The following is a 20,634-nucleotide window of genomic DNA, read 5'->3' on the forward strand; positions in this document are numbered from 1 at the left end:
CTCCCTCTCCTCAGACCAGGACCTTCAGCACGCCGGTCACCACGATGTTCAGCAGCGCCAGCGGGATGAGCACCTTCCAGGCCAGCTTCTGGAGCTGGTCCTCACGCAGCCGCGGGAACGTGAAGCGGAACCAGAAGATGAGCGCCGAGACGGCCATGATCTTGATGAACATCACGAACGGTCCGATGAGGTTGAACCAGCCCGACGTGGGATCCAGGCCCGGCACGTACCAGCCGCCGAGGAACAGCACCGAGGCGATCCCGGCGAAGGCGAACGCCGTGCCGAACTCGGCCATGAAGAAGAACAGGAACCGGAACCCGGTGTACTCCACCTGGTAGCCCCCGACGATCTCGGACTCGGCCACCGGCATGTCGAAGGGCGGCTGGGTCAGCTCGGCCTGCACCGCCACCAGGAAGATGGCGAAGCCCACGAACTGGGTGAGGATGTAGGGGAAGCCCATGCCGCCCCAGCCGAACAGTTCGCCGTTGGCCTGGGCCAGCACGATCTTGTTGAGGTCGAGCGTGCCGGCCTGGATGACCACGCCGATGGCCGCCAGCACCAGCGGCAGCTCGTAGGCGATGAGCTGCCCGGCGGCGCGCATGCCGCCCATGAGGGCGTACTTGTTGGCCGAGCCCCAGCCGGCCATGAGTACGCCGATCACCGACAGGGACGCCACCGCCAGGGCGAAGAAGAGGCCCGCGTCGAGGCCGCTCACGACCGCGTCGGGGCCCACCGGCAGGACCACGAAAAGCAGGAACGTGGACACCAGCACCACCACCGGCGCCAGGGCGAACACGTAGCGGTCGGCCCGGCGCGGGAACACGTCCTCCTTCTGCAGGAACTTCACGCCGTCGGCCAGCAGCTGCAGGGTGCCGTAGGGGCCGGCCTCCATGGGCCCCAGCCGGCTCTGCATGAAGCTCATCATCTTCATCAGGAACACGTAGCCCAGGATGAGCGCCGCGGTCGGGATGACCAGCGCCACCACCACCAGCTTGATGGCGGTCTGCTGCCAGTAGGCCAGCTCGAGGGCGAGGGTCCAGATCACCGGTCGATGTCGCCCAGGATGAAGTAGAGGCTGGCCAGGATGGTGATCACGTCGGGCACGTAGACGCCCCGCATGACCCAGGGTGTCACCGAGATGTTGTTGAACGAGGCGGAGCGGATCTTCACCCGGAACGGCCCCAGGTCGCCCTTGCTGACCACGTAGTAACCCATGACGCCCAGCGGGTTCTCAGTCGCCACGTAGGCCTCCCCGGCAGGCACCTTGATGATCACAGGCACCTTGGCCATCACCGGCCCGGTGGGCAGGCCGTCCAGCAGCTGCTCCACCATCCAGGTGGCCTCGCGGGTCTCCTGCAGGCGCACCCAGTAGCGGGCGAAGGAGTCGCCGTCGGGGTGCGTCCAGACCTTCCAGTCCAGCTGGTCGTGGACCAGGCCGCAGGGGTTGTCGCGGCGCATGTCCCAGTCCACGCCCGAGGCGCGCAGGTTGGCCCCCGAGAGCCCGTACGACAGGGCGACGTCGGCGGGGATGACGCCCACGCCGCGGGTCCGGGCCTCGAAGATCTCGTTGCCCATCAGCAGGTCCTCGAGCTCGTCGCAGAAGTTGCGCATCTTGACCATGACGCCGCGGGTCTCTTCGATCCAGCCCTTGGGCAGGTCGTCCTTGAGGCCGCCGATGCGGTCGAAGTTGGGGTGGAAGCGCCCGCCGGTGACCGCCTCGATCTGGTTGAGCACGAACTCCCGGTCCCGGAAGGCGAAGAACACCGGCGTGATGGCGCCGAGCTGGACGCCCATGTCGCCGAGGAACAGCGAGATGTTCGCCAGCCGGGACAGCTCGAAGAGGATGGTGCGGATCCAGGCGGCCCGGGGCGGTGCCTCCACCTCCATGAGCTGCTCGGCGGCCAGGATGAACGGCACCTCGTTGGCGAAGCTGCCCAGCCAGTCGATGCGGTTGATGAGGGTGGTGACCTGCGGGTAGGTGCGCACCTCGGCCAGCTTCTCGTAGCCCCGGTGCATGTAGCCCATGACCGGCTCGGCCGCCACCACCTGCTCGCCGTCGAGGCGGGCCACGATGCGCAGGGTGCCGTGGGTGGCCGGGTGCTGCGGGCCGATGTTGAGGGTCATGCCCTCGGTCTCGAGCTCCACGTTGACGCGGGCGTCGGCCGCGGCGGCGGCGATGAAGGCCCGCTGCTCGCGCTCGGTGACGGTCATGAGGGCGCCTCTTCAGCGGCTGCGGGCATGTCCTCCACGTCCACGAGGCCGGGCCAGGGCTTCACGCGGCGCGCCAGCAGGGGGAAGTCCTTGCGCAGCGGGTGGCCCTCGAACTCGCCCGGCAGGTAGATGTGGCGCAGGTCAGGATGGCCGACGAAGGCGATGCCGAACATTTCCCAGGCCTCGCGCTCGTGCCAGTTGGCGCCGGCGTACACCGGGATCCACGTCTCGGTGGCCGGGTTCTCGTTGGGCAGGTCGGCTTTGAGGGTCACCGACAGGTTCTGGCCACCGGGGTTGTCCTCGACGGCCTGCACCCGGGCGATGATCTGCAGGCGGGTGTCGCCGCCGGTCACGCCGTGTTCGAGGGTCGTGTCACGGGCCGGCGGTCCGGTGGTGGGCCAGTCCTGCTCGGCGTCCATGTCACGCCCGAACGGGGAGGGCAGCCAGTCGATGGCCGAGAGGAAGTCGAACCAGCGGCAGCCCAGGTCGTCGCGCAGCGCGTAGCCGGCCTGCTGCCACGCCTCGTGGTGAACCCGTACCCACAGCTCACCGCGCTCGGAGTGGTGCGCCAGCACCGCCTCGCCCAGCACCTCGGTGAGGGTGGCGACGGCGGCGGTATGGCGGGGATCGGCGGCCTCGCCGTCCGTCCCGTTCGCGTCGGGAGCACTCATGTCGGTGTCGCTCACGTCCAGGGGCCCCGTTGCGCTAGTCGACGACGATCGGATCGCCCGTCCAGCGCGCCGCCATGTCCTCGTTGGCGATGCGCTCCTGCAACAGGACGATGCCCTCCAGCAGGGCCTCGGGGCGGGGCGGGCAGCCGGGCACGTAGACGTCCACCGGGATGATCTGGTCGATGCCCTTGGTGACCGAGTAGGAGTCCCAGTAGGGGCCGCCGCAGTTGGCGCAGGAGCCCATCGAGATGACGTACTTCGGGTCGGGCATCTGCTCGTAGAGGCGCAGGATCGACGGCACCATCTTGTCGGTGACGGTGCCGGAGACCACCACCAAGTCGGCCTGGCGGGGGCTGGCGGGGAACGGGATCACGCCGAGGCGCATCACGTCGTAGCGGGGCGAGCCGAACGCGGCGCCCATCTCGATGGCGCAGCAGGCCAGGCCCCACTGGTAGACCCAGAGCGAGTACTTGCGGCCGATGCTGAGCAGCTTGGTGAGGGGCGCGGGCATCTTGCCGCTCTCGACGAGGCCCATCTAGCCGCGACCTCCGGTGAGACCGGTCAGACCCATCTCAGGACGCGTTTGCGCCAGGCGTAGAACAGGCCCAGCGCCAGGATGAAGATGAAGATCGCCATCTCGACGAGCCCGAAGACCCCGTAGACCTCCAGCCGGGTGGCCCACGGGAAGATGAACACGGCCTCCACGTCGAACATCACGAAGAGCAGGGCGAACAGGTAGTAGCGGAGGGTGCTCTGCGACCAGCCCTCCCCGACCGGATCCACGCCGCTCTCGTAGGTCACGTACTTCTGGCGCTGCGGCCGGTCGGGGCGCAGCACGGAGCCGACGCCCAGCATGAGCGCCACCATCAGCACCGCCAGGACGGCGAAGAAACCGACCGTCAGGTAGCTGCGCAGGAAGTCCGACACAGAGCCAGAGCCTATCTACCGCCGGTGGCGCCTCGGCGGCTCCGGAGACTCCGCAGGTGCCGGGTCCGGAGCCTCCTGCCGTCGCCCGTGCCGGGGTGCTCGAAGCAAGCCGCCGCGCCCGTCACGCCCGGCTTGCACTCGGTCGGTCGAGACCCGATCCGCCCCTGTCAGCCGGCAGCCCCGGGGATGCCGGCCATGGCGGCCTCGACCGCCTCGGCCGGGTAGCTGTAGTCCTGCAGCTGGCCCGACAAGTAGGAGTCGTAGGCCGACAGGTCCAGCAGGCCGTGGCCGCACAGCGCGGTGAGGATGACCTTCTCCTCGCCGGTCTCGGCGCAGCGCCGGGCTTCGGCGACCGCCGAGGCCAGGGCGTGGGTGGGCTCGGGCGCCGGGACGATGCCCTCGCAGCGCGCGAACAGCGTGCCCGCCTCGAAGCACTCGGACTGCGCCTTGGCCTCGGCCTCCACGAGGCCGAGGTCGTAGATGTGCGAGAGCAGCGGTGACATGCCGTGGTAGCGCAGGCCGCCGGCGTGGATGGGCGCCGGCACGAAGGAGTGGCCCAGGGTGTACATCTTGATGAGCGGGGTGAACCCCGCCATGTCGCCGAAGTCGTAGGCGTAGACGCCCCTGGTGAACGACGGGCAGGCCGCCGGCTCGACGCAGCGGATGACCGGCGCCATGTTGCCGGCCAGCTTCTCGCGCAGGAACGGGAACGAGAGGCCGGCGAAGTTGGAGCCACCGCCGGTGCAGCCCACGATCAGATCGGGGATCTCGCCCAGTTCGGCGAGCTGCAGCAGGGCCTCCTCGCCGATCACGGTCTGGTGCAGCAGCACGTGGTTCAGCACGCTGCCCAGGGAGTAGTGCGCCTGGGGATCCTGGGCGGCCACCTCGATGGCCTCGCTGATGGCGATGCCGAGGCTGCCGGGGTTGTCGGGCTCGGCCTCCAGCAGCTTGCGGCCCGTCTCGGTGGCCGTCGACGGGCTGGGGTGCACCGTGGCGCCGAACACCTCCATCATCGAGCGCCGGTAGGGCTTCTGGTCGTAGGAGGCGCGCACCTGCCACACCTCGCAGCGCAGGTCGAACATCTGGCAGGCGAACGCCAGCGCGCAGCCCCACTGGCCGGCGCCGGTCTCGGTGGTGAGCTTGGTGATTCCCGACTCGGCGTTGTAGAAGGCCTGGGGGACCGCCGTGTTGGGCTTGTGCGACCCGACGGGGCTGACGCCCTCGTACTTGAAGTAGATGCGGGCCGGGGTGCCGAGGGCCTGCTCGAGGCGCCGGGCGCGGATCAGCGGCGTGGGGCGCCACAGCCGGTACACCTGCTGGATGGGGTCCGGGATGTCTATGTGGCTGTCGCCGCTGACCTCCTGGAGGATGAGGGCCATCGGGAACAGCGGGGCGAGGGCGTCGGGGCCGATCGGCTCCATCGTGGCCGGATGCAGCGGCGGCGGGGGCGGCGCCGGCAGGTCCGGGATCACGTTGTACCACTGGGCGGGCATCTGCTCTTCGGGCAGGAGTGTCTTGATGCGTTCAGCCATAGGCGCAACAGTAGGCCGTGGGCGCGGCGGCTGCCTGCGGGGGAGGACGCCGACAGGCTGACCCGCTAGCCGCCCGCTACAGCCTCAGCACCGCGCGCTGCGTCAGTTCTCCTTTCTCCGGGTCCACGGTGATCCCGCCCGACTCCAGCGCGATCACGCCCAGCAGCGGCTCGGCTCCGTCGTCGCCGAAAATGACCCGCATCGGCGCGGCGTTGTCCATGAACTCGAGCACCGCGAATGCCGTGTCGAAGGTGGCCTTGCTGCCATCGGCCAGCCTGTAGGTCCGCCGCTCCTCGGATTGCACCCCGATCTCCTCCAGGCAGCGGCGCGGCACCAGGCTGTCGGTGGCACCTGTGTCGACCAAGAACCTGCCCTCCCAGCAGCGGTCCCGCTCCAGAAGATTCCGCACCTTCACCATCACATGCGTCTGGCCCATCGTCTGACCTCCTAGTCTTGGAGCAGGTCAACGCCGCTGGCGACATCTGACACCGGGCTCCGACCAGCAGATTGCCAGCCGCTGTTCACCCTAGATCCAATCCCCTGACTTGTCAACACAGCAACAGATTATATTCATTGAAACTACGCAATACTAGTTATCGATCATGGCGAGGCTCGGATTCAGGCGGTCGTCCGGCGTTCGGCGACTCGGGCGGCTTCGGCCCAGGCTGTTGTGGCGGCGTTCTGCTTGGTGCCGTCGAAGCCGATTCGCTGGGTGGGCTCGACCTCGAGGATCACCCGGTTGGGCGAGTCCAGGAAGCGAGCGAAGTGCCGGGCTCGTTCCGGATCCGGGTGCAGGGCAGCGGCCAGTTCGGGATAGAACCAGGCCTTGGTGTCGGCGTCGTCGTGCAGGTGGCAGGTGCCCTTGTAGGTGACCGTGCGGCGATCGGGCACGCCTGCGGCGCCGGTGCTGGTGACGACGATGCAGACCCGCGGGTCGCGGCGCACCGCGGCGATGCGGGCGCGCTGGCCGCCGGCGGTGAGCCAGAAGCGGCCGCGCCGCCAGATGAAGCTCATGATGACGCCCACCGGCCAGCCCTCGCGGTTGGCCCAGATGAAGGTGCACTCGGTCTGGGCGGCCAGCATGGCCTCCTCGTCGGCCGCGTCCAGCCCCCAGTCGGCCAGGTCCTCGTAGTGGGCTTCAGTCGGGGCGCCGCGAGTCGTTCCTTCCCCACGCTCGGCCATCTCACACCTCTCACAATCCAACCATCGGCGCCCGCGGCCGGCGGGCACGTCGACACGCGCATCCCATCCGCATCGACGAGATGTCCTCACTCCCGCAGGCGCACAGGGTCGCTGCCGTCCCAGCCCTGTGCTGCCTCGGCGACCGTCCTGTAGAACTCCCGCAGGCGTCCGGTCGGCACGTACAGCTCGGTCAGGTGGCCGCGCTCGACAATCGTGTCGATGTAGCAGACCCTCGTCAGTCCGTAGGCATTGCCCGTCCCGGCGACCTCGTAGCCCAGTGCGACATAGCCGGCGACGGCGGCGTCGAGGTCGTCCACGAAGCAGGCCACGTGATGCAGTCCCTCCTCGCCGGGTGCGTACATGTCACGGACCACCGACGGACCGGTGCCGTGGTCCTGGATCAGCTCGACCATGATCGGACCCCACTGACCGCAGGCGTTGCTGTGGTCGAAGTGCGCCGGGCGCCCCCGGTGCATGGAGTCGTGCATCGGGATGTGATGACGCACGAAGAACGGCCCCGCCCCGAACCGCTCGGCCCAGCGCCGCGCCCCGACGGTCACGTCGTTCACCGCATAGGCCACCTGAACGATCTCCCCGAGCGGATGTCCCACAGCCTCGAACCCCACGACACAGCTGAGCAACGCTGGGTGCCAGTTTGCCGCCGTTCGGGGCGAAATGCCCGCCCCGAGGCGGCCCCAACCATCAGAACTCGAAGTCGTCGGCCTGGACGGTGTCGAGGAACTCCCGGAGCCGCTCCACCTGAGCCTCCGTCTCATAGCGGTGGCAGGCATCCTGCCACGGCTCGGGCTCGAAGTAGTCCGGGCAAACGGCGCGGATCTCGCTGTCGAGGTCGTCGGAGATCTGGGTGGCGTCCACCACATACACACCACCATCGGGATCGGACTCGACGAAGCAGCGGGCCTCGTCGCGGTTCGCGAACACCAAGAGCTTGCCGTCCAACACGGTCATGCAGGTGTCCCGGGGGCTGTCCGTCAAGCTGACGCGGATCCGGCTGGCCGCCTCCCGTACCTGCTCCGGCGGCGCACCCCACTCGAGCAGGAACCTCGCGATGTCCAGCGCCAAAAGATCCTCATAGGAGTACCTGCGTCGCCGCAGGCCGGGCGGACCGGGCAGGCTGGGATTGGCCATGCCGGCGTTCTCCCACTCCTCGAGCTGCTCGAGCGTGAGGCCGCAGATGTCCGCCGCCTCCTTCGCGCTGAACCCCACGTCCACCCCGCCCGGCCGATCGGCATGCATGTCATCCCCCTTTTGTTGTGTCATGACAATGAACTGTTCACTGAATCATAAGAACCCCCTGTGACACAGCCGGGCTCATCTCGGCCCCTGCGAGCACGGCGTCCACCACTTCTGGAGCCTGCTGCTCGAGGCGCACCGCGCCGGGGTCTGACGCGCTGGCGGGGGCACGCGGACTCGCGTTGTGCGCCGCTGCGCGATCCCCGAGGACCGGCCGAGCCCCGGCTCGGCTACCCGCTGGCCGGGTTGCAATAGCCGGGCGGGAACTCCGGCTGCATGTGGAGGTTCCACCATTCGAGGTTCTCGTCAGCAGGGACCCGTTCGCGCGCCACGACCGTGTACGGGCGGCCCGCTCCACCTCTTACCCTGAACGCGTATTCGACCGGCGGATTAGAGGGGATCCGGTAGAGGTAGCGATCGCCCTCATCCACATAATCGCCGCCGAACTGCTCATCGGATGAGGTCCCCCAGGCTTCGGGGCCGCCGGTCACCTCAATCACGTATCTCGGATGGTCGAAGTGCACCCGGTAAAGGTTGTTCCCGCCGTCGCCGTCGGGCCCCACCTCGTGGACGACGTTCGGCTGGAGTTCCGTCGCACGCTCCTCGAGGGTCAGGAAGTCGTCGCCGCGCGCGGTGATCACGAGGGTGTAGGTCTCGGGTTCGTCGCTCGGAGACCTGCCGGAGGCGACGCGCACCCAGTAGTCCTCGCTGCGCTCGAGCACCCAGGTGTCGTAGGTCTTCTCCCACACGCCGGGCCCCTCGACGGCGCAGAACGTCTCGCTGAGCAGCGCGAAGATCACCTGGTCCGACTCGCTGCGAACGCTGATCTCGTACTTCGTTCCGGCTTCGAGCGGCACCCTGAAGTAGTCGACGTCGTAGCGATGGTCGATCGTCCCCTCTACGAGGGTGCTGCCCGAGCAGTCAGCGCCGTCCGGCGGGTTGTCGCACTCGGGGTCGGACAGCGGTGCCTCGAGCGTGTGAGCTGACGCCCGGTTGCTGCCGTAGTCATCGGTCAGCTCGGTCCGGGAGGCGGAGATTGTGTAGTCCCCGCTGGCCCTGTCCCCACCGACCGAAATCAACCAGTGGCCATCGGTCGGGGCGACGAGGACACCGCCGACTCTGAGCCGGTCCCACGTCGCCGGTACGGCCGACTCCAGATCGCTCGGCACGAACTCCGTCTCGTAGAAGGTGGCGTAGTAGGACGTCGTCATGTCGATGACCCAGAAATCGCCCTCGGCCGCGTCGAGACGGAAAACGTCGGTATCCCCGACGTAGTCCATCTTGCCGGCCTGCGGCTCTCCGGCGACCAGTGCCGACGGATCGGCCCGACTGTTGCCGTGATCGTCCGGCGGGGCGATCGACAGGGCGAGGTCGTACTCCACGCCAGGAGCACTCCACCCGTAGGGCGACTCCACGAAGATCTTGATGGCGTAGTTGCCGGCGGGGGCGGTCCAGACGAGGCGGTCGCTGTTGCAGTCCTCCAGGAACCGAACCTCCCCGGCGATGTCATAGATCTCCACGCAGCCCCATCCCTCGGTCGGCGATTGCAGGATCCACGTCTGCCCCCGACTCGCGCTGAACCTGAACCAGTCCAGGTCCGCGCGATTCTCGAGACTGCCGCTGATGCCTGCTCCGGCGGGAACGGGCACGGCGTCCTCGCGAAGGTCGGGTTCCTCGTCCTGGGGAAGGACTTGCACCTCGAAGCTGTAGGGGCGGGGCTCCAGGAACGGACCGCCCTCGCCGTAGGCCACACGCACGTGGTACGTGCCCGTGACTGTCGGCAGGTACTCGATCAGCGGACCCCAACTCTGCCTGCTGCCCACGCGCCTGTCGCCGTCCCAAAGGCTGACGGCCACCTCGCGGTTGTAGCCGGGATAGCGGGTACCCGGCGGGGCGGGCCTGGTGGCGCTGGGCACGATCCGGTACTTGACGCCTCGCCGGAGTTCGAGCGCGAACATGTCGACGTCCCCGTAGCTCTCCAAGCGGCCGACGGCCTGCCCGTAGGTGACGCCGGCCGGACCCTCCGTCGTGGTGGTCTCCGTGGTGGTGCCCGCTCTCTCCTCGCGCGGCTCCTGTCCCGGTTCCGGTGGCGCCAGCGGAACCGGCGTGGCACCGGCGGTCTCGTCAGCATGGTCGTCCGCCTCGATGGCCTGCCGCTCCATACTCAGCCGGTAGACGAACGGCGCCGCCCACTTGGCTGTGATCCGGATCCAGTACCGTCCCGCCGACGGCACCGAGAAGAAGTCGCTTGCCACCACCGCCCCCTGCGTGGACAACCCGAAGCCGGGGATCGGCGTCGGTAGCTCGGTGCTGTCATCCAGGACGGTGACATCGAACACAGCGGACCCCGAACGCGTTGACGTGATGGCGTAGATGCCGGACTCCGGCGCCTCGAAGTGGAACCAGTCCGGGTCGGCACTGGTCGCCGAGCCGACGACCGTCTCCCCGATGGCGAGAGCCCCGGCGCTTCGCCTGTCGTCGCCGTAGTCGACCCGCTCGTGCTCGACGAGCCGCAGGCGGTATTCCCACTGCCGCCCGTCCGCCCACTCGGCGGTCGTGACCAGGACATGCTGTTCGCCCGCGGTGGTGAAGGCGTAACCCGCGGCACCGCTGAAGCCCCAGCTGTCGTCGATGAAGTAGACGGCGACGTCGTTGCCGTGGAAGAAGTCTTCAGGGGGACCGAAGTCCTCCGAACCCTCCGCCCGGAGTTCGTACTCGACGGTGTAGGGGACCCCGGCCGCGGCGGAGAACCGGTACCAGTCCTCGTCCCCGAGGGCGTCCAGGGTTCCCTCCAGCCACACGCCAGGACGGAGCGGCGTCGAGCCGTCCCGCTGGTCGGCATGGTCGTCCGGCGCACGGCGGCTCACCGTGATGCCGTAGCCGACCGGATGGATCGTGCTGTCCCAACGCGCCGTGTCACGCACCTGGACGCGATGGCGACCCGTGCCGATCGCCGTCCAGAGCAGCCGGCTTGCGTCGGGATAGGACAGTGAATGCCCGTTCAGCGCATAGCTGTCCCCGTAAGTGGCGCTGTCGGTCCCGTAGACCACGACCTCCAGGTCCGGCACGCCGTCCCCGGGCGAGCTGACCTCCAGCATGTACCGGTCCCCGTCGACCAGCTGGACATGGAACCAGTCCTCGTCGCCGCGGTAGTCGAGGACGGCCGCCGTCTCGCGTCCCACGGCCAGCGCCTTAGTGTCCTCGGGGGTGTTGGAGTGGTCGTCGCGGAGCCGCTCGAACGTGAGCGTGTAATCGCCGGGATAACTCTGACGGCCGACTTCGTCCCGGACGGAGACCGCGTACCGTCCCGCCTCGGCGAAGCGCCACGGCCGGGAATCGAGTCCGTAGACGCCGCGGAACGTGCCCCAGCGTTCGAGCCGCTCCACCTCGATGCCGCCGCCGGACGACCGGACCGAGTACAGATGGACATCGTCAGCGCCTGTGGCCGTGACCCGGTAGATGTCACCTGCCCGGGCGTCGAAGGCGAGCCAGTCCTGGTCGTCCTCGTAGTCCATCCTGCCGGTGTACTCCACGGCGGCGAGGTGGATCTCCGTCGCCTCCGCCGCGGAGTTGCCGTGATCGTCGTCGATAGCGCGGACCTCAATCCCGTAGGCGCCGACGCGGTCGGTCGGGTTGGGATCGGTGCCTACCCGCAAGTAGTACGTCCCGGCCTCGGCGCCGGTCAGCAGTAGCCATCGGAGTTCGTTGAGGTGGTTCTCCGCCGCCACCTCGACCGCCGCCCCGGTGGCGTCGTGCAGCGACAGCACGATGTCGACGTCGATCCAGGAGCCCCCTCTGCTGGTGTCGGCGAGGATCCAGTAGTCCTGTCCCGCAACGGCCGTGAAGCGGTACCAGTCCACCTCGTACAACTCGTCGATCCGCGCCTCGTACGGGTCGGCGTCGACGGTCAGGATCACCGCATAACGCGGGGGCGGCTCGGGCGTCGCGAGATCCCCGGTTTCCCCGTCGTCCGGTGGGTCATAGGCGTGAGCGGTCCCGGGCGCCCCCAGCACCAGAGCCAGCACCAGTGATACAGCCAGCAGTCGGCATATCCTCATCTCGCCCTCCCGACTTCGCCCTGAGGTGTCGCGGGCCTCGACGGGTGGCTGGCGATGCGCTACAGATGGCCGGCGGTTGCGGCGGCCACGGCCATGCGGACGTCGTCGATGGCCCGCACCATGGTCTGGCCGATGAGGTCGAGCCTCGTGACCTGCTCGATGCGGGGCACCAGGCTGGCCAGTTCCTTCCCCGACAGCAGGACCCGGAAGATGCCGCAGGCGTCGGCCAGGCAGATCAGCATCACGTCGCGCGGGTCGGGGATGTCGTCGCTGAGCAGCACCTCCATGAGGCGCAGCTTCACCGCCTGGCGGACGCTGCCCTCCGCGGCGGGGTAGCGCCGGGTCTTGAACAGCCAAAGGACGCGTTCCTCCCGCTCGGTCAGGATGCCCTTGGCGACCAGACCGCCGAGTGCCGCCTCCCGGATGCCGTCGGCACCTTCGGCGACGTGCTCGATCCAGAACCGCGTGTTCTGGCGCTCCCCGGCGGCGATCTCCGCCAGCGTCGGATCCAGGAGCTCGTCACCGGTCGGCGTGTCGTCCACCAGGAACAGGTGCTCGAGGTCGGTGTCGATGCGGTTGGCGTCCGCCAGCTCCATGAGGACCCCGCCGGCGATGGAGTAGCGCAGCGACCAAGTGGGGACGCGCACGAACGCCCCGCCCTCGTCGCGCAGCAGGAGGAGCGTGATCTCCTCGACGAGTCCAACCATATGCGTCCCTTTCGGTGGGCGGCAACGAGAATCTACCGCACCCGCCGGCGCCGGCCCCGATCACGGCATCGTCCTGCCATCTGTCCGATCCCCACCGCTCGGGGAATCTGCGGACCGCTTGGAGGAACCGTTCGTAGTCGGCGCTGCGATCGATCAGGTGGTCGACCAAGAATCCGACGAGCCGGGCGACGGAGTGCCAGCTGCCGTGCTCGTCCTGGTAAAGGCAGGTATCGATAGATCTGCTCAGCACCCAACCGAGGATTCTATGAGATAGACTTAGTCCACTGCGTCGACTCAACTCTTCCGGTGCCGACGCTACCGCCCGCCCAAGACCACGCGGAGCCCACTATGAAGATCGTGAACATCCATGAAGCTAAGACGCACCTGTCGAGGCTGGTTCGGGAAGCGGCTGACGGCGCGCCGTTCGTGATCGCCAGGTCAGGGGCACCGCTGGTGAAGGTCATGCCATTGAACGAGCCGGTCACGCCGCCGACGCCGAGCCGTACGGGGTTCTACCCGGGAATCCGGTCGGTGTCGCCCGCCGAGCACACGGAGTTGGACGACGAGATCGCCGGGCTGCTGCTCGCTGAGCCGATCAGCCCTGATGCGGATCCTGATTGACACCCAGATCCTGATCTGGGCCGCCGACGCCGACCATCCGGACGTCCTGCCCTGCGACGCCCGGCGGCTCATCGAGGACCACTCCAATCGCCTCTTCTTCAGCGCTGTGTCCATCTGGGAGGTGGCGCTGAAGGCCCGCAAGCTGGACATCGATCCCCGGCAATTCCGCCACGCGCTCCTCGACGCTGGCTACGAGGAGGTGGCCGTCACCGGGCAGCACGCGGCCGCGGTGGACCTCCTCCCGAGAATCCACGCCGACCCGTTCGACAGGCTCCTCGTCGCCCAGTCGCAGATCGCCGGCCTCACGTTGCTCACCGCCGACGCCACGCTCGGGCGTTACCCGGGGTCCATCCTGGCCGTAGAACGGAGCTGAGCAGGGCGAGGCATCCAGTCGCCGCCCGACCCCTCTGAGGCGGCGGTCAGGGCGCGGCTTGCAGTCGGCGGGCGCTTGAGTTCTCCGGTGTCCGGTCGGGTTCCTGTCCGTCCTCCTCGGCGGGCGGCTGCGGGCTCCAGCCGTACTCCTCGGAGATGGCGTCGGTGGCCTCGATCAGGCGGGGAACGAGGGTCAGAACCTCCTCGAAATCGCACACCAGGGTCGTGGCCGTGATGGAGACCGACCCGATCACCGCCCCCGAAGTCTCGAAGACGGGCGCCGCCACGCAGTTGACGAACGGCTCGTGCTCGAGGTGGTCGGTGGCGTAGCCCCGCCGCGCCACGGCGGCCAGTTCGGCCAGCAGGCCCGCTGGTGTGGTGATGGTTTTTTCGGTGTGTCGCACGTAATCGATCCCGTCGGCGATCTCCCGCTGCACCGCGACCGGCAGGAACGCCAGGATGGCCTTGGCCACCCCCGTGCAGTACAGCGGCGCTGTGTTGCCGATGCGCGAGTACATCCGCACCCGGTTCTCCGCCTCCCGCTTGTCGATGTAGACGACACGGCGGGCCTCGAGGGCGGCCAAGTGAACAGTGTGGGGCACCTCGGCGCTCAGCGCGGTGATGTGGGGCACCGCGACCGTGCGCAGATCGGTGTTCTCGAGCGCCCGGTTCGCCAGGTAGTAGAGCCCGCTGGCGAGTCGGAAGGAGTGGCCCTCGTCGCGTGTCACGAAGCGCTCGGCCTCGAGGACCTGCAGGGTGCGCAGGGCCGTGGTGCGGTGCAGCCCCATGAACTCGGCTACCTCGTCGACCTTGCGAGGCCGCTCGCCCAGGAACCCGAGAACCCGCAGCGCCCGCCTAACAGTCTCACTCATGGCGGCCCGAGGAGGCTCAGGCCGCCTGCGCGCTCCCCCGAGGCACCGAAGAGGTGGGCCGCCCCCGGACGGATCTCCACGTTCACGACGTCGCCCACGTGTACCGCGTCCTCCGGTTCGGCCCTGACAACGATGGCATGTTCCGTTGAGATGTCCACCTCCAGGAAACAGTCGCCGCCAAGGTAGTCGCGACGGGTCACCCGGCCGCGGAGATGCGGCCCGCGGAGCCGTTCGGCCACATGTGCGCCGCTGGGGCGTATGCCCACGGCCACCCGCTCGCCGGCCTCGAGAGCCACCGGCGCATCCGGGCGGAACGCCACGTCGCCCAGCGCCACGTCCCCGGAGTCGGTGACGGTGGCTTCGTGCAGCGCCATGCGCGGCGTGCCGACGAATCGGGCCACGAAAGAGTTGGCGGGCCTGGTGTAGATCTCCTCCGGCGTGCCGACCTGCTGCACCGCCCCCTCGTGGAGCACCACGACGCGGTCGGCCATCGTCATCGCCTCGGTCTGGTCGTGGGTCACGTAGACCGTGGCCCGTCCCACCCGCCGGTGAACGTCCAGGAGGCTGATGCGCATCTCGGCGCGCAGGATGGCGTCCAGGTTCGACAGCGGCTCATCCATGAGGAACACCGCGGGCCGGCGCACGATGGCACGGGCGAGAGCCACCCGCTGTCGCTGGCCGCCGCTGAGTTGCGCCGGCTTGCGGTCCAGGAACGGCTTGAGCGCCACGATGCCCGCCGCCTCGTCCACCAACCTCGCCCGTTCAGCGCGGCCCGGCCTCGGTGTGCGGCCCTGAGCGAGGGGGAAGGCGATGTTCTCGCGCACCGTCATGTGCGGGTAGAGCGCATAGTTCTGAAACACCATCGCCACGTTGCGGTCCCGCGGCCGCACATAGTTGACGAGGTGCCCGTCGACGTAGATCTCCCCGTCGGAGGCGTCCTCGAGCCCGGCGATCATCTTCAGCACGGTGCTCTTGCCGCAGCCCGACGGTCCCAGCAGGACAACGAACTCGCCGGGACGGACCGTGAGGTCCATCGGCCGGATGACCTCGGTGACGCCGAAGCTCTTCGCCACTTCGATCAGTTCGACCGCTGGGGGCCGGCCGGCGGTTCCCATGGAGGTCACTCCTTCAGCGCGCCGGAGAGGTCGTTGACGATGAACGTCCTCTGAACGGTGAGGAAGATGATCGTGATGGGCACGGCGGCCAGCAGCATTCCCGCGGACAGCAGGCCCCAGTCCTGCAGGAAGGCGCTCTGCAGCCCGGATATGCCGACGGTCAGCACCTGTAGGTCGGTGTCCTGAACGGCGACCAGGGGCCACAGGAACGAGGTGTACTGCAGCATGAAGATGAACATGCCCAAGACGACCAGGCCGGGTCGGATCAGCGGCAGAACGATCCTGCGGTAGATGGTCAGCTCCGAGGCGCCGTCCAGCCGGGCCGAGGCCTCCAGGTCATCGGGGATGCCGGCCACGAAACTGCGCGCCATGAAGATGCCCAACGGGTTCGCCAACGGGGGCAGGATCAGCGCCCAGTAGGTGTTCAGCAGGCCGAGGTGGCGCACCACGAAGAACAGCGGGATTATCAGCGCCGAGACGGGAATGGCCACCGAGAGCAACAGCACCAGGGTGACTCCCCGTTTGCCGGTGAAGTCCATCTTGGCCAGCGCGTAACCGGCCATCGAATCGAAGAGCAGCTTCAGCAGCGTCACGACCCCCGAGACCACGAGGGTGTTGACAGTCCAGCGGATGTAAGGGTGGTCCTGGAGCAGTGCGGTGAAGTTCCCCCAGAACAGGGGGCTCGGAATCCAGTCCGGCGGGTAGCTGAACAGCGAGTTCGTGTCCTTCAGCGAGGTGGACACGAGGTACAGGAAGGGCACCAGGGAGACGGCTGTGCCTGCGAGGAGTATCCCGTAGGCCGAGGCCAGTGTGGAGCGCCTCGGCGCCATGACGCCTCTGCGGGCGCGGCGCGGTCGGTGCGGTCGGTGCGGTCGGTGCGGTCGGGCGGCGAGCGCGGTCCGGCCGGGGCGGTCCGGGCGGGTCGGCATCAGTGGCGCTCCCGCAGGAGGCGCGTCTGCACGGCGGTCAGCGCCAGAACCGTGAGCACCAGAATGAACGACAGCGTCGCCCCGAAGCCGATCTCACCGAAGGAGAACAGGCTGCGGTAGACGTACAGCGACACGGTGATGGTGCTGTTGACAGGTCCTCCGTCGGTCAGCGCGTACACCGAGTCGAAGAGTTGCAGGTTCACGATCGTCGCGAAGATGACCGCGAAGTAGAACGTCGGGCGCAGCAGCGGCAGGGTGAGCCTGAAGAACCTGCGCGCGGCGCCGGCGCCGTCGAGTTCCGCGGCATGGTGGAGGTCGGTGGGCTGAGCCAGCAGGCCTGCCAGGAAGAGGATCGTCCAGAAGCCGATGCCGCGCCACACCTCGATTCCGGCGATGGTGGGGAGCGCCAGCGATGTGTCGCCCAGGAAGTTGATCGGGCTGGCGCCGAAGGCTCGCACCATGAAGTTGATGATCCCGAAGTCGGGGTGCAGGACGAAGGTGAAGATCAGAGCCGAGACGACGGCGGGCTGCAGGGTGGGGACGTACAGCGCCACCCGGATCGGCGCCTTGCCCCGCGGAACGGTCCGCAGGGCCAGCGCGAACACCATCGCGATGATGAACACGGCCGGAATGGCCATGGCGCTGTACACGAGAGTGTTGATGATGCTGGTGCGGACCAGCGGGCTCGCGAACGTCTCACTCCAGTTGTCGAGGCCCACGTAGGTCGCCGGTCCCAGCACGCCGCCGGTGCGGAACGTGGAGAACAGCAGCCACCCCACGGGCACGGCCAGGAAGAGCGCGAAGGCAACCAGGTTGGGGGCAAGGAAGCCGTAGGCGGTGAGGGTGCGCCGGCGGCGGTAGCGGCGGCGGTGGCGTTCGTGCTCCGCGGCCGACAGGCGCATCCTGGTCGGCGAATCCCCGGGGGGAGAATCCGTCGATTTGCGGAAGCCCGACTGTCGGCCGCGGGTCACGTCGCAGTGTCGCCGTCGCCTAGCCGCTCAGGACAGCGTCGATGGCGTCGCACATGCCGTCGATGGCCTCCCGGCCGTCCAGGTTCCCGCGGAACGCGTCCTCGGCCACGGGCCAGGCGCTCTGGAGCGCCTCCAGGATCTGCGGATGCGGCTGCACGCCCTGCACCCGGGGCACCAACTGGCTCTGCACCTTCTGCATGGGCGGATTGTCGGCGAACAAGTCGTCCAGGATGTCGCTGCGGACCACTTGCAGGCTCACCTGCTCGGCGAACTGACCGACCTGGGGCGCCGAGGCCCAATGCTTGATGAACTCCCAGGCGGCCTCCTTGTTGTCGCTCGCCTCGGCGATGGACAGGATGCCGAAGTTGCCCATCACGGTGTGTCCCTGCGGTCCCGGCGGGGCGAAGGCCACGTCCCACTCGAAGTCGGGCGGGTCGGCCAGCAGGTCCGGGATGTTGGGGGTCTCGTGATGCAGGATGGCGATGCGCCCGGCCTTGAACAGGTCGTAGAGGCCCTGGTTGTCCAGCGACCCGGCCGGCGGTGACACGCCGGCGGTGTGGATGTCGATGAGGAACTGCATGGCGTCGGTGACGTCGCTGCCGACGAGGCCGCACGAGGCGCCGTCCTCCGAGAGCACGTCACCCCCGGCGTTGTGCATGTACGGGTACCAGTCCCACCAGGCGAAGTCCGCCGCGGAGGTCCGGGCGGCCCATCCGTACACGTCGTCGGTGGTGAGAGCCCGCGCCGCCTCCAGCATCGACTCGTAGGAGTCGTCCCAGGTCTCCAGCACGCCCGCCTCCTCCAGCAACGTCTTGTTGATGAAGATGTTGTAGACCGCCCCGAGCACGGGCACACCCCAGGTGCCGCCCTGCTGTTCGGCGAGGTCCCAGGCGAACGGCTCGATGGCGGCCCGTTCATCGGCCCACGCCGGGTCGTTCACCAGGTCGGTCATGTCATGCAGCAGGCCCTGCTCGGCGAAAGAAGGGTAGATCAGGTCCACCAGGTATTGGACGTCGGGAGGAGACCCACCCGCGAACAGGGTTGTCAGTTCGGCCACATGGTTGGGCCAGTCGTAGGTGGTGAACTCCACGTCCACGTCCGGCGCCACATCGGCATTGAAGGCGTCGATGATCTCCTGCTCCAGCTCGGCCTCACGCGGCGAGTGCGGTCCCTTGATCATCCAGATCTCGCCCGAGAGCGTCGAGGCGGCGGGGGCCGGCTCGGCCGCGGCGGGCTCGGGCGCCGGCTGGGGGTCGGCAGCCGGGGCTGGGCTCGGCTCCGGAGGGGCAGGCGGAGGTTCCGCCGGCTGCTCGGCCGGGGGTGGCGGCGGCGGTGGAGGTTCCGCGGTCTCGTCGTCGTCGCCGCAGGCGGCGGCCACCAGAAGACACGCCAGCAGCACCGACAGCACGTATCGCGCCGGCGAGGCGCAGCGCCTCCTCGGCACTGAGTGGTTGTTCCGACCTCGTCTCATCGGGTTCTCCTTCCCATCGTCCCATCGAGTTATCTCGATGGTGTGCGATATATGCACTAGCTGTGCAGTATATGCATTATAGGAGGATGAACAGCCCCGGTCCAGAAGTTGGCCGCCTTTGTCCCGTAGGAGTGTGCTGAGCAATCCACGGGCAATGCCGGTCGGGTGGCGAGAGTCCTGGATTCCGGCTGTGCCGGAATGACGTGTCGGAACGTCGGCAGCATTGCTCAGCAGTCTCCTACCGCCGCACCGATCGCTCGGTCCGGGCCCGCGCTCAGCCGCCGAGGCGGATCGTGGCGTCGTTGGTGAGTTCGACGAGCGGGCCGGGGAGGACGCCGAAGACGACCGTCACCGCCGCGCACACGGCGACGACGAAGCCGGCCGAGCGGGAGACGGCGGGTCGCCCCTGCTCAGCGGGCGCCGTGAGGTACATCCGCACCACGAGTCGCAGGTACAGGAAGGCGGCCACCACCGCGCCCAGCATCGCCATGCCCGCCAGCCAGTAGGAGCGAGCCTCCACCGAGGCGCCGATCACCTCCAGCTTGGCCCAGAACCCCGTGGTGAACGGCACGCCGGCCTGTGCCAGCAGCAGCACCGTGAACGCCGCGGCCAGGGTGGGGGAGCGCTTCGCCAGGCCGTCGTAGGCGTCGAGGCTCTGGCGGCCGTCGGCGCCGTAGCCGATGATCGTGACCACCGCGAAGCTGCCGAGCGCCAGGAAGGCGTAGACGCCCAGGTAGAAGAGCGAACCGGCGACGCCCGCCTCGGTGGCCGCCTCCATGCCCACCAGGATGAACCCGGCGTGGCTGATCGACGAATAGGCCAGCAGCCGCCGCACGTCGGACTGCACCACCGCCAGCGTGGCGCCGGCCAGCACCGTCAGGGCGGCGATGGCGTAGACGATGGGTTGCCAGTCGGCGGCGTTGGCGCCGAGGGCGGCGTTGAACACCCGCAGCAGGGCGGCGAAGCCCGCGGCCTTCACGCCGGCGGACATGTAGGCCACCGCCACCGGCGGCGCTCCCTCGTAGACGTCGGGCGTCCAGGCGTGGAACGGCACGGCCGCCACCTTGAAGAAGAGCCCCACGAGCAGCAGCGCCATACCGCCGAGCAGCAGGGCGTCGGACTCCGGGCCGCCGCCAGCCAGGAACTCCGCCACGAGTCCGAGCTTGGTGGAGCCGGTGGCGCCGTACAGCAGCGCCACGCCGTACAGGAAGAACGCCGACGCGAAGGCGCCCAGCACGAAGTACTTCAGGCCGGCCTCCTGCGAGGCACCGCGCCGCAGGTCCAGCGCCGCCAGCACGTAGGCGGCGATGGACAGCACCTCCAGGCCGAGGAACAGCACGATGAGGTCGTTGGCCGAGGCCATCGTGACGCCGCCGGCCCCCGACAGCAGCAGCAGCACGCAGAACTCGTCGACGGGCAGGCCCGCCCGGCGCAGCGTGCCCGACGCCAGGACGGCGGCCAGCAGCACCGAGATGGCGACGACGCCGCTGAGGAACACCGAGAACCCGTCGATGCCGATGGTGCCGGCGATGGTCGTGAACGCGCCCCTCGCCGGGTCCTGCACCCTGATCCACAACCAGATCACCCCGCCGAGCGCCCCCAAGGCGGCCCCCGCGGCACCGACCGGGGCGAACCACGCCGGCAGGCGGCGGCGCAGCAGCGACCCGAGGGTCAGCAGGACCAAGCCGCCGCCTCCGAGGAAGTACTGCGGCAGCAGGGCCGGCCAGTCCACCTGCGGCAT

Annotated in this window: 20 protein-coding genes and 1 pseudogene; 2 read left to right on the top strand and 19 right to left on the bottom strand. The window is 68.7% G+C overall.

Annotation, left to right across the window (positions count from 1 at the left end):
• Positions 1 to 10: 10 nt before the first annotated feature.
• The 12 genes from OXG55_16080 to OXG55_16135 all read right to left on the bottom strand — a co-directional run bounded on the left by OXG55_16080 (position 11) and on the right by OXG55_16135 (position 12,542).
• Positions 11 to 1,045, bottom strand: a complete 1,035-nt coding sequence (locus OXG55_16080) for an NADH-quinone oxidoreductase subunit H (GenBank protein ID MCY4104755.1) — start codon at positions 1,043 to 1,045, stop codon at positions 11 to 13.
• Positions 1,042 to 2,211, bottom strand: a complete 1,170-nt coding sequence (locus OXG55_16085) for an NADH-quinone oxidoreductase subunit D 1 (protein ID MCY4104756.1) — start codon at positions 2,209 to 2,211, stop codon at positions 1,042 to 1,044. The genes OXG55_16080 and OXG55_16085 overlap by 4 nt, the downstream gene beginning before the upstream one ends.
• Positions 2,208 to 2,897 carry an NADH-quinone oxidoreductase subunit C gene (locus OXG55_16090; protein MCY4104757.1) on the bottom strand — a complete coding sequence of 230 codons (690 nt, stop codon included), beginning with the start codon at positions 2,895 to 2,897 and terminating at the stop codon, positions 2,208 to 2,210. Before OXG55_16090 ends, OXG55_16085 begins: the two co-directional genes overlap by 4 nt.
• A gap of 19 nt (positions 2,898 to 2,916) precedes the next feature.
• On the bottom strand, positions 2,917 to 3,393 hold the full coding sequence (gene nuoB / locus OXG55_16095; protein MCY4104758.1) for an NADH-quinone oxidoreductase subunit NuoB: 477 nt from the start codon (positions 3,391 to 3,393) through the stop codon (positions 2,917 to 2,919).
• Positions 3,394 to 3,443: 50 nt separating this feature from the next.
• Positions 3,444 to 3,809, bottom strand: coding sequence for an NADH-quinone oxidoreductase subunit A (gene ndhC, locus OXG55_16100; GenBank protein ID MCY4104759.1), 366 nt, complete (start codon positions 3,807 to 3,809; stop codon positions 3,444 to 3,446).
• 167 nt (positions 3,810 to 3,976) lie between these two features.
• Positions 3,977 to 5,341, bottom strand: coding sequence for a TrpB-like pyridoxal phosphate-dependent enzyme (locus OXG55_16105; protein MCY4104760.1), 1,365 nt, complete (start codon positions 5,339 to 5,341; stop codon positions 3,977 to 3,979).
• Between the two features lie 76 nt (positions 5,342 to 5,417).
• Positions 5,418 to 5,777 carry a clan AA aspartic protease gene (locus OXG55_16110; protein MCY4104761.1) on the bottom strand — a complete coding sequence of 120 codons (360 nt, stop codon included), beginning with the start codon at positions 5,775 to 5,777 and terminating at the stop codon, positions 5,418 to 5,420.
• A gap of 182 nt (positions 5,778 to 5,959) precedes the next feature.
• Complete coding sequence (locus OXG55_16115; protein ID MCY4104762.1) at positions 5,960 to 6,523, bottom strand: pyridoxamine 5'-phosphate oxidase family protein; 564 nt, start codon at positions 6,521 to 6,523, stop codon at positions 5,960 to 5,962.
• Between the two features lie 86 nt (positions 6,524 to 6,609).
• A complete protein-coding gene (locus OXG55_16120) occupies positions 6,610 to 7,134 on the bottom strand; it encodes a VOC family protein (protein MCY4104763.1) in 525 nt (174 codons plus the stop codon).
• A 91-nt stretch (positions 7,135 to 7,225) separates the two neighbouring features.
• The gene (locus OXG55_16125; protein ID MCY4104764.1) at positions 7,226 to 7,780 is read right to left on the bottom strand and encodes a MerR family transcriptional regulator; all 555 of its coding nucleotides are present in this window, start codon (positions 7,778 to 7,780) and stop codon (positions 7,226 to 7,228) included.
• A gap of 227 nt (positions 7,781 to 8,007) precedes the next feature.
• Positions 8,008 to 11,835, bottom strand: a complete 3,828-nt coding sequence (locus tag OXG55_16130) for a PPC domain-containing protein (protein MCY4104765.1) — start codon at positions 11,833 to 11,835, stop codon at positions 8,008 to 8,010.
• A 59-nt stretch (positions 11,836 to 11,894) separates the two neighbouring features.
• Positions 11,895 to 12,542, bottom strand: a complete 648-nt coding sequence (locus tag OXG55_16135) for a GPP34 family phosphoprotein (GenBank protein ID MCY4104766.1) — start codon at positions 12,540 to 12,542, stop codon at positions 11,895 to 11,897.
• 348 nt (positions 12,543 to 12,890) lie between these two features.
• Here OXG55_16135 and OXG55_16140 point away from each other — a divergent pair, with 348 nt between their 5' ends.
• Both OXG55_16140 and OXG55_16145 read left to right on the top strand, forming a co-directional pair.
• The gene (locus OXG55_16140; protein MCY4104767.1) at positions 12,891 to 13,163 is read left to right on the top strand and encodes a type II toxin-antitoxin system Phd/YefM family antitoxin; all 273 of its coding nucleotides are present in this window, start codon (positions 12,891 to 12,893) and stop codon (positions 13,161 to 13,163) included.
• Positions 13,147 to 13,536: a type II toxin-antitoxin system VapC family toxin gene (locus OXG55_16145; protein ID MCY4104768.1), complete on the top strand. Its 390-nt coding sequence runs from the start codon at positions 13,147 to 13,149 to the stop codon at positions 13,534 to 13,536. Before OXG55_16140 ends, OXG55_16145 begins: the two co-directional genes overlap by 17 nt.
• Positions 13,537 to 13,582: 46 nt before the next feature.
• Here the strand turns inward: OXG55_16145 and OXG55_16150 are convergent, their stop codons facing one another.
• The 7 genes and pseudogenes from OXG55_16150 to OXG55_16180 all read right to left on the bottom strand — a co-directional run bounded on the left by OXG55_16150 (position 13,583) and on the right by OXG55_16180 (position 20,634).
• Positions 13,583 to 14,407 (bottom strand): IclR family transcriptional regulator, encoded by an 825-nt coding sequence (locus OXG55_16150; GenBank protein MCY4104769.1) that lies wholly within the window; start codon positions 14,405 to 14,407, stop codon positions 13,583 to 13,585.
• Positions 14,404 to 14,781 carry a TOBE domain-containing protein gene (locus OXG55_16155; protein MCY4104770.1) on the bottom strand — a complete coding sequence of 126 codons (378 nt, stop codon included), beginning with the start codon at positions 14,779 to 14,781 and terminating at the stop codon, positions 14,404 to 14,406. Before OXG55_16155 ends, OXG55_16150 begins: the two co-directional genes overlap by 4 nt.
• A pseudogene (locus OXG55_16160) lies at positions 14,779 to 15,522 on the bottom strand (ABC transporter ATP-binding protein). Before OXG55_16160 ends, OXG55_16155 begins: the two are co-directional and overlap by 3 nt.
• Positions 15,523 to 15,527: 5 nt before the next feature.
• Positions 15,528 to 16,352 carry a carbohydrate ABC transporter permease gene (locus tag OXG55_16165; protein ID MCY4104771.1) on the bottom strand — a complete coding sequence of 275 codons (825 nt, stop codon included), beginning with the start codon at positions 16,350 to 16,352 and terminating at the stop codon, positions 15,528 to 15,530.
• Positions 16,353 to 16,450: 98 nt separating this feature from the next.
• The gene (locus OXG55_16170) at positions 16,451 to 17,353 is read right to left on the bottom strand and encodes a sugar ABC transporter permease (GenBank protein MCY4104772.1); all 903 of its coding nucleotides are present in this window, start codon (positions 17,351 to 17,353) and stop codon (positions 16,451 to 16,453) included.
• Positions 17,354 to 17,441: 88 nt separating this feature from the next.
• Entirely contained in the window at positions 17,442 to 18,893 is a 1,452-nt protein-coding gene (locus OXG55_16175; GenBank protein ID MCY4104773.1) for a sugar ABC transporter substrate-binding protein, read from the bottom strand.
• Positions 18,894 to 19,167: 274 nt separating this feature from the next.
• Positions 19,168 to 20,634, bottom strand: a complete 1,467-nt coding sequence (locus tag OXG55_16180) for an NADH-quinone oxidoreductase subunit N (GenBank protein ID MCY4104774.1) — start codon at positions 20,632 to 20,634, stop codon at positions 19,168 to 19,170.

This window comes from bacterium, assembly GCA_026708055.1.
GTDB lineage: Bacteria > Actinomycetota > Acidimicrobiia > Acidimicrobiales > CATQHL01 > VXNF01.